General features: G+C 46.8%; 1 protein-coding gene. It reads right to left on the reverse strand.

Features of this window, described 5'->3' with window-relative positions; genetic code table 11:
* Positions 1-250 (reverse strand): IS66 family insertion sequence element accessory protein TnpB (tnpB, locus tag AACW06_RS20435; protein WP_192076411.1); only part of this gene is annotated, 250 nt, incomplete at its 3' end.
* Positions 251-263: the final 13 nt, after the last annotated feature.

The following is a 263-nucleotide window of genomic DNA, read 5'->3' on the forward strand; positions in this document are numbered from 1 at the left end:
TTTTCTCTTGAGTGGGCCATTTAAATTTGGCTTTTTCGAGCCGTTTGTACCACAGGGCAAAACCCGTTTTATCCCAATACAACACTTTGACTTTGTCGCGTTGTTTATTGGTAAATAGGAACAGTGCGCCCGTGCTGAGCGGCAAATCGGTTTCGGACTCGATAATCGCCGCCAGGCCATTGATAGACTTTCTAAAATCCACGAACTCCCGATACAGGTAAACATTCGGGGCGCTCAACATTCGTTTCATGACAGTGCTCCGA

The sequence above is a fragment of the Vibrio sp. S12_S33 genome (assembly GCF_963889785.1).
GTDB classification, from domain to species: Bacteria; Pseudomonadota; Gammaproteobacteria; order Enterobacterales; family Vibrionaceae; genus Vibrio; species Vibrio aestuarianus.